The following is a 7,952-nucleotide window of genomic DNA, read 5'->3' as shown; positions in this document are numbered from 1 at the left end:
ATCTTCAGTTTCAGATTGTTTCTAATGCGTTTGCCCTGTAACGAGCTTCGTCGGAACCGGCAGGAGAAAGCATGTTCTTTGAAAGCTTATAAAAATTATCCGTAGCATAAAAAATAATTATTGTTCTCCAAGCCAAGAATAATAATACTTTCCAACAATCGATGGTTGGTCGGTAATGAAAATTATTGAATATCCGGTGTTTTATTATACCTTTGCATCACACTCTATAACAGATATTTATGCAAACAATACTAATTATTGAAGATGAAAAACGAGTGGCTGATTTACTAAAGCTGGGCTTGGAAGAAAACGGTTATATGACAATGGTTGCCTACGATGGAGCAATGGGATTACGCCTTTTTCAATCAAATTCATTCCAATTGGTTATTTCAGATATCATTCTTCCGAAATTAGATGGTTTCGATCTTTGTAAAGAAATCCGTAAACTCAACGCACAAGTTCCGATTCTGATGCTAACAGCCTTAGGTTCAACGGATGATAAACTGGACGGCTTCGATGCAGGAGCCGACGATTACATGGTAAAACCTTTTGATTTCAGAGAATTGAATGCAAGGATTAAAGCCCTGCTGAAAAGAAACATTGAAACATCTGTTATCACACCTAAAAAAATCAATTACGCTGATTTATCCATCAACTTAAACAACAGGGAGGTAATACGCAACAACATACCAATCAAACTTTCACCGAAGGAATACAATCTACTGGTCTATATGGCTGAAAATGCAGAAAGAGTCATCAGCCGCATTGAGATTGCAGAGAAAGTATGGAATACACATTTCGATACCGGAACGAATTTCATAGACGTTTATATAAACTACTTACGAAAAAAAATAGACCGGAATTTCGAACTCAAACTAATTCACACCAAGCCGGGAGTTGGATTCATTTTAACTAACAAATTATGAAAATAAAAACAGCTCTTACTCTTAAGAACACAGGTGTAACAGCTACGGTATTCCTGCTGTGCATGGTTATGATTTATCTGGTCAGCAATCATACGCGCAGCAAGACTTTTTTCCATGACTTGAAAAGCGAAGCTGTTACAAAAGCCCATCTGTTTCTCCAAAACCAGGTGGATGCCCACACCATGCAATCCATCTACCTGAACAATAAAAAGTTTATAAATGAAGTCGAAGTCGCGATTTATACGACCGACTTTCGGATACTCTACCATGATGCCATACAAAACGACATCATCAAGGAAAACCGGGAAATGATAGACCGTATTCTGAGGGAAAAAGAAATCGAATTTTATATAGATAAATATCAGGGTATCGGTATGCTTTACTCCTTTGATGGAAAAGATTACATCGTTACTGCCGCTGCTTATGACGGTTACGGATACGACAATTTGTTTGAACTGCGGGATACACTATTTATCCTGTTCATTATCGGCCTCTCGTTACTGTTTGTTTCCGGTTATATTCTGGCACGCGCTTCGTTGAAACCAATCCGGGATATTGTGCGGAAAGCTGAAACGATTACCGCCCATCACATTGACCGGCGTCTTCCTGTCAAGAATGAGAAAGACGAACTGGGTGAACTTAGTACCGCCTTCAACGCATTACTGGAACGGCTGGAAGTTTCGTTCAACTCACAAAAAATGTTTGTCAGCAACGTGTCCCACGAAATGCGGACACCTCTGGCCGCACTCATCGCAGAACTGGACCTTGCCTTACAAAAGGAACGGACAGAAGAACAATACCGTAATGCCATGCAAAACGCCTTGCAGGATGCAGGGCGAATGACAAAACTAATCGACGGCCTACTCAACCTTGCCAAAGCAGACTATCAAAAAGAGCAAATCAAGATGCAAGAAATACGTCTGGATGAATTACTGCTCGATGTCAGGGAATTTATCCTCCGTACACATCCCGACTACAACATCGAATTACTATTTGAACAGGAAGAAGCAGACGACGATCACTTAATCACCGTACAAGGGAATCTTTATTTATTGAACATCGCTTTTTCAAACCTGATAGAGAATAATTGCAAATACTCTGCCGACAAATCGTCATTTATCCAGATTTCTTTCTGGGACAAATGGACAATTATCCGTTTGTCGGACGACGGTATCGGCATGTCTGAAACAGATAAGAAGAACCTCTTTGCCTTATTTTACAGAGGTGAACAAGAAAATAAAGTGGCAGGACATGGTATAGGCATGGCTCTGGCTCAAAAAATTATTCATTTGCACCAAGGGAATATCGCTGTCCATTCGGAATATGGGAAAGGCACGACTTTTGTAATCGAATTACCTCATATTTAATCATTCCCCGGGAAAAATACTTTTTTATCTGACACTGAAATACCTATTCGATTTTTAAATCACTCTAATAGTTTTCTAATATCGCTCTAATAGTTTTCTAACGGCTTTGCCGGACAGTACTTCCTACTTTTGCGACATCAAGCAAAATAACAGAATCATTAACTTACTAACAGGAAGTACAATGTGGAAAAAGAACACTCTACATTTAGCATTGCTTAGCATGTTACTACTTGCCGGATGCAAAAGTAACATAGAAGAAAAAGAAAGCAACAACTATCAGCACAAAGGCGATACAATTATTGTAACCAGCCGGACATTGAATGAGAAATTAAAAGTAGCGGAAACGCAACTCTTACCCTATTCCAAAGAAGTCGTCACAGCCGGAACCGTACAGGCTATTCCGACACAGTTCGCTTATGTGGCACCTCCCTTTTCCGGCCGGGTAATGAAGTCATATATCCACCTGGGACAACAGGTGGAGGAAGGGACACCTTTGTTTGAAATCAGTTCTCCCGACTTTACGTCTGCGCAGAAAGAATTTTTCCAAGCCCGCCTTTCACGTGAACTTGCACAGAAAGATTTCCGCCGTAAACAGGATTTGATAGAAAACGGAGTAAGTTCACAAAAGGAATTGGAAGAAGCAGAGAACACATTACTTATTGCCGAGAAAGAATATGAGAATGCCATCGCTGCCCTATACGTCTATCAGGTGAATGAGCCGGAAAACATGACGCTCGGACAACCGTTGATAGTCCGTGCTCCCATCTCCGGAAATATTATTGAAAACAATATTGTCACCGGACAATACCTGAAGGATGATGCCGAACCGATTGCCGTAGTAGCCGACCTATCGAAAGTATGGATTACCGCTCAGGTGAAAGAAAAAGATATTCGCTTTATCAAGGAAGGAAACAAACTGAATATCGAAATATCCGCCTTTCCCGGAAAGCACATCGAAGGAACAGTATTTCATGTAGAGGAGTCGGTTGATGAAAGTACCCGTTCCATTCGAGTATTGTCGATATGCGACAATCAGAAAGAAATGCTTAAACTGGGAATGTACACAACCATGCACTTCATCAGCGAACCTACGGATATGATTCATATTCCCGAGAAAGCACTTCTGCAAGGTGAAAAAGACAGCTACGTGTATGTGCAGACTTCGAAAAACACATATATACGCAGACCTGTGGAAGTAGAATTTTCAAAAGAGGGACAGGCCGTAATAGCTAGCGGACTGCAAAAAGACGAAAAAGTAATCAGTGAAGGTGGATACTATTTAAAATAAAAACAAAATGAAAAAAGATATAATGCTTACCATCATACAGAAACGATGGGTAATGCTCTGTTTGTTTTTGACGCTGTGCGTATTTGGCTATTATTCCTGGAAGCAACTATCTATTGAAGCTTATCCGGATATCGCCGATGTGACATCGCAGGTAGTGACACAAGTACCCGGATTAGCAGCCGAAGAAGTTGAACAACAGATAACTATTCCCTTGGAACGCGTTATAAACGGACTTCCCGGCATGCATGTAATGCGCAGTAAAAGTACTTTCGGACTTTCAATGATTACAATCGTCTTCAAAGATGGAACTGAAGACTATTGGAGCCGTCAACGTGTGCAGGAAAGACTGAATGAGATAGAACTCCCTTATGGCGCTGTACCCGGATTGGACCCGCTGACATCACCCATAGGTGAAATTTACCGTTATTTGATTGAAAGTGACAAACATTCATTGCGTGAACTGACCGACCTTCAGAACTGGGTCGTTATCCCGCGTATCAAAGAAGTATCAGGCGTAGCCGATGTAACCAATTTCGGTGGTATCACAACGCAGTTCCAGGTGGAAGTCGACCCACGAAAGCTGGAACAATATGATTTATCACTCGCACAGGTTATCGAAGCGATTGAAAACAATAATTCCAATGTTGGAGGAAGCATCCTCAACCGGGGAGATTTAGGCTACGTGGTTCGTGGCATCGGGTTGATAGAAGGACTCGACGACCTTGGAAAGATTGTGGTAAGTTCCGAAGGTGGCGTTCCCATCTTCCTCAACGATATTGGCACACTACGATATGGAAATCTTGAAAGAAAAGGTGTTTTCGGCTATAGTGACCGGAGCCGTGAATACTCCGAAAGTCTGGAAGGAATCGTACTGTTGCTGAAACATGAAAACCCTTCGGAAGTGCTGGCCGGCATACACGCTGCCGTAGATGAACTAAACAATGGAATACTTCCCGAAGGAGCCAAAATTCATGTATTTCTCGACCGTACCAGCCTGGTAAACACTACATTGAGCACAGTATCACATACCTTGATGATGGGTATGGCATTGGTCATCTTAGTACTAATACTTTTCCTCGGCAACTGGAGAGGGGCATTACTGGTATCCGTAACCATCCCTGTTGCACTACTTATCGCCTTTATTCTGATGAAGATGACCGACATTCCGGCCAACCTGCTTTCGCTGGGGGCTATCGACTTCGGCATCATCGTAGACGGAGCCATTGTAATGATGGAAACTATCCTTAAAAAGCGGGAAGACCATGTGGACGAGTATATAGAAGAAAAAAGTATAGCCCAACGCGCAAAAGAAGTTGGAAAGCCCATCTTGTTTTCTACCATCATTATCATCACGGCTTATCTGCCATTATTCGCTTTCGAACGGGTAGAACGCAAATTGTTTACCCCCATGGCCTTTACGATGAGTTATGCGATGATTGGTGCTCTTTTGGTCGCCTTACTGTTGATACCGGGTATTGCCTACGCTATCTATCGCAAACCACGCAAGATTTATAAGAATAAGTGGTTGGAGAAACTAAGAGATAAATATGCAGCCATAGTGGAGAAGATACTCAATAAACCCAGCCGCATATTTGTTCCTGCAGCAGTTATCCTGATAGCCGGAATCGTGTTGAGCATCACCGTTGGAAAAGATTTCCTGCCTACACTTGACGAAGGCTCCATCTGGCTACAGGTTAATCTTCCGCCAGGCATATCAGTGGAGAAATCCAGAGAAATGTCCGACACACTACGTACCCGTACAATGAAGTATCCTGAAGTGACCTACATCGCTGTACAGGCAGGACGAAATGATGACGGAACAGACCCTTTCACCCCTTCGCATTTCGAAGTATCGATAGGCATAAAACCATACAACGAATGGCCAAAGGGAAAGACCAAGAATGACCTGATTGAAGAGTTGGCGGAAGAATACGAAACACTGCCCGGATTCCGTGTAGGCTTTAGCCAACCGATGATTGATGGGGTGATGGATAAAATCGCCGGAGCACACAGTGAGCTTGTCGTGAAAATATATGGAAATGAACCCCGAGAAACACGTCGGATTGCGGAGGAAGTAATGAATGTACTAAGTGAAGTCAATGGCGCAGTAGATTTGGATATAGACCAAGAGCCCCCTCTTCCTCAATTACAGATAATGATGAACAGGGATGCTATCGCCCGCTACGGACTGAATGTCTCGAATGTGTCGGACCTGATTGAAGTCGCCATCGGCGGAAAGGCCGTTGCACAACTTTATCAGGGCGACCGTCAGTACGACATTACCTGCAAATATAAGGAAGAGGCACGTGATACACCCGAAAAAATTGCCGGCCTGATGCTCACCTCCACGACAGGGGCAAAAATTCCTCTTTCGCAAGTGGCCGAGGTTAAACTCAGTACAGGAGAAAGTACCATTACCCGCGAGATGAACCGTCGTCACCTGACCGTAAAACTCAATCTGCGGGGCCGTGACCTGGCTTCATTCCTGAAAGAGGCACAAAACAGGATAGAAGAAAAGGTACAATATGATAAAGAGAAATACACCATCAAATGGGGTGGACAGTTCGAAAACCAGAACCGGGCCTATTCGCGTCTGGCGATAATTATTCCGCTCACACTGATGCTGATGTTTATCCTCCTGTATAGTACGTTCGGAAAGCTCCGTCAAGCCGCGCTGGTATTAGGCATTGTTCCACTGGCTCTTTTCGGAGGAATGCTTGCGCTCAACCTTCGTGGCATGACTCTCAACGTCTCTTCCGCCGTAGGTTTCATCGCCATGTTCGGACTTTCCATACAAAACGGAATTATCATGGTATCGCATATCAACGGGTTGCGTAAAAACGGCATGCCGCTCTATAATTCAGTCTACGAAGGGGCACGTCACCGCTTCCGTCCTATTTTGATGACATCCGTCACAACCATTCTCGGACTATTACCGGCATCGCTGGCAACAGGAATCGGCAGCGATGTACAACGTCCGTTAGCTACGGTAATCGTTTACGGGTTGATGTTCTCTACACTCATCTCCATGTTTGTACTTCCGACATTTTACTACCTGATTGAAAAAAGAAACTTACTAAAGAACAACTGTAATGAAGAAAATGAAACAATATAGCCTCCTCGGCATACTTCTTGCTTTTATGATGTGCAGCGAAGCTTCTGCACAAAATACAGGGAATACCCCGGTGCGGGAACTTACTTTCCGGGAATACTTGACTCGTGTAGGCAAAAGCAATCTCAGTTATCTTGCCGAACAACTTAATATCGACATTGCTGAGGCAGAAGTAATTGCTCAAAAAGTACTTCCCGACCCCGACCTGGAATTCGAGGCAGCCAACGAAACATTCTCTTTAGGACTGGGCTATTCCTTGGAACTGGGCAATAAACGCGGAGCACGTGTAAAACTGGCACGCAGCATGGCAGAATATGAGAAGTTGTCGTTGGAATACTATTTTCAGGAATTAAGAGCCGAATCGGCCAATCTTTTCTTAGAAGCAATCTTGCAACGGGAACTACTGAATCTCAAAATAGGTTCTTATGAATACATGCGACAGCTAAGCCGGTCGGACAGCCTGCGTTTCATATCCGGTGAGATAACCGAAAATGATGTCCGACAGTCAAAACTCGAAGCTTCAGCGCTACTCAATGAAGTTTACGAACAGGAGGCAGCATACAAATCGGCATTAGCCGTACTGAACCAATATATGGGAATAACGACCGACACGCTGACTGTGCCTGAGGGAAGCTGGGAGATGCTGGATAGGGAATTTCACCTTACCGCTCTGATAAAAGAAGGTCTCGAAAAGCGTATCGACCTTTTTGCCTCGGAAAAAGGAATCGAGATAAGCACCAACGAGTACAAGCTCACCCACGCCGAACGACGCCCGGACATCAGTCTTTCGCTTTCGTATGAAAGGGATTGGAACGGCTTCCTTCCCCCTTCCCGTTCATTGACCGGCGGGATTAGCATCCCTTTGAAATTTTCCAATACGAATAAAGGAGCTATCAAGGCTGCGAAGTTTCGCATAGAACAATCCAATATCAGAAAAAAAGAGATGGAACTCCAGGTACGAACCGAAATCAGTCAAGCCTGGTATAACTTCGAAGCTGAAAAGAAAAAAGTGAACCAGTATAAAACGGGAATGCTTGAGGAATCGCAAAAGGTCCTCGACGGAATGGTCTATAAATACCGGCGCGGCGAATCCAACATTCTCGATGTGCTGATTGCCCAACGTACCCATAACGATGTGCGTGAGCAATACCTCGAAACAATGAAAGGTTATGCCTCCGCACTTGTTGAACTGGAAAAAGCCTGCGGAATATGGGATGTTGTCTTTTTGTAAATAAGGTTGACTCCAAAAAGAGTCAATA

The 7,952-nt window shown here is 43.5% G+C and carries 5 protein-coding genes; all 5 read left to right on the top strand.

Translation table 11 applies throughout. The features are described from left to right. Positions 1–239 precede the first annotated feature (239 nt). Positions 240–926 carry a response regulator transcription factor gene (locus DW103_RS17470; protein WP_122278503.1) on the top strand — a complete coding sequence of 229 codons (687 nt, stop codon included), beginning with the start codon at positions 240–242 and terminating at the stop codon, positions 924–926. Continuing rightward, complete coding sequence (locus tag DW103_RS17465) at positions 923–2,293, top strand: ATP-binding protein (RefSeq protein WP_122278501.1); 1,371 nt, start codon at positions 923–925, stop codon at positions 2,291–2,293. Before DW103_RS17470 ends, DW103_RS17465 begins: the two co-directional genes overlap by 4 nt. A 181-nt stretch (positions 2,294–2,474) precedes the next feature. Then, positions 2,475–3,581 carry an efflux RND transporter periplasmic adaptor subunit gene (locus DW103_RS17460; protein ID WP_122278499.1) on the top strand — a complete coding sequence of 369 codons (1,107 nt, stop codon included), beginning with the start codon at positions 2,475–2,477 and terminating at the stop codon, positions 3,579–3,581. 7 nt (positions 3,582–3,588) lie between these two features. Then, positions 3,589–6,696, top strand: a complete 3,108-nt coding sequence (locus DW103_RS17455) for an efflux RND transporter permease subunit (protein WP_122278497.1) — start codon at positions 3,589–3,591, stop codon at positions 6,694–6,696. After that, positions 6,674–7,924 (top strand): TolC family protein, encoded by a 1,251-nt coding sequence (locus DW103_RS17450; protein ID WP_122278495.1) that lies wholly within the window; start codon positions 6,674–6,676, stop codon positions 7,922–7,924. The genes DW103_RS17455 and DW103_RS17450 overlap by 23 nt, the downstream gene beginning before the upstream one ends. The last annotated feature ends 28 nt before the right edge of the window (positions 7,925–7,952 follow it).

The sequence above is a fragment of the Parabacteroides sp. AM08-6 genome, from assembly GCF_003473295.1.
Taxonomy (GTDB): Bacteria; Bacteroidota; Bacteroidia; order Bacteroidales; family Tannerellaceae; genus Parabacteroides.
Note: the sequence above shows the minus strand (reverse complement) of the source record. Positions and strands in the feature narration are given on the sequence as shown.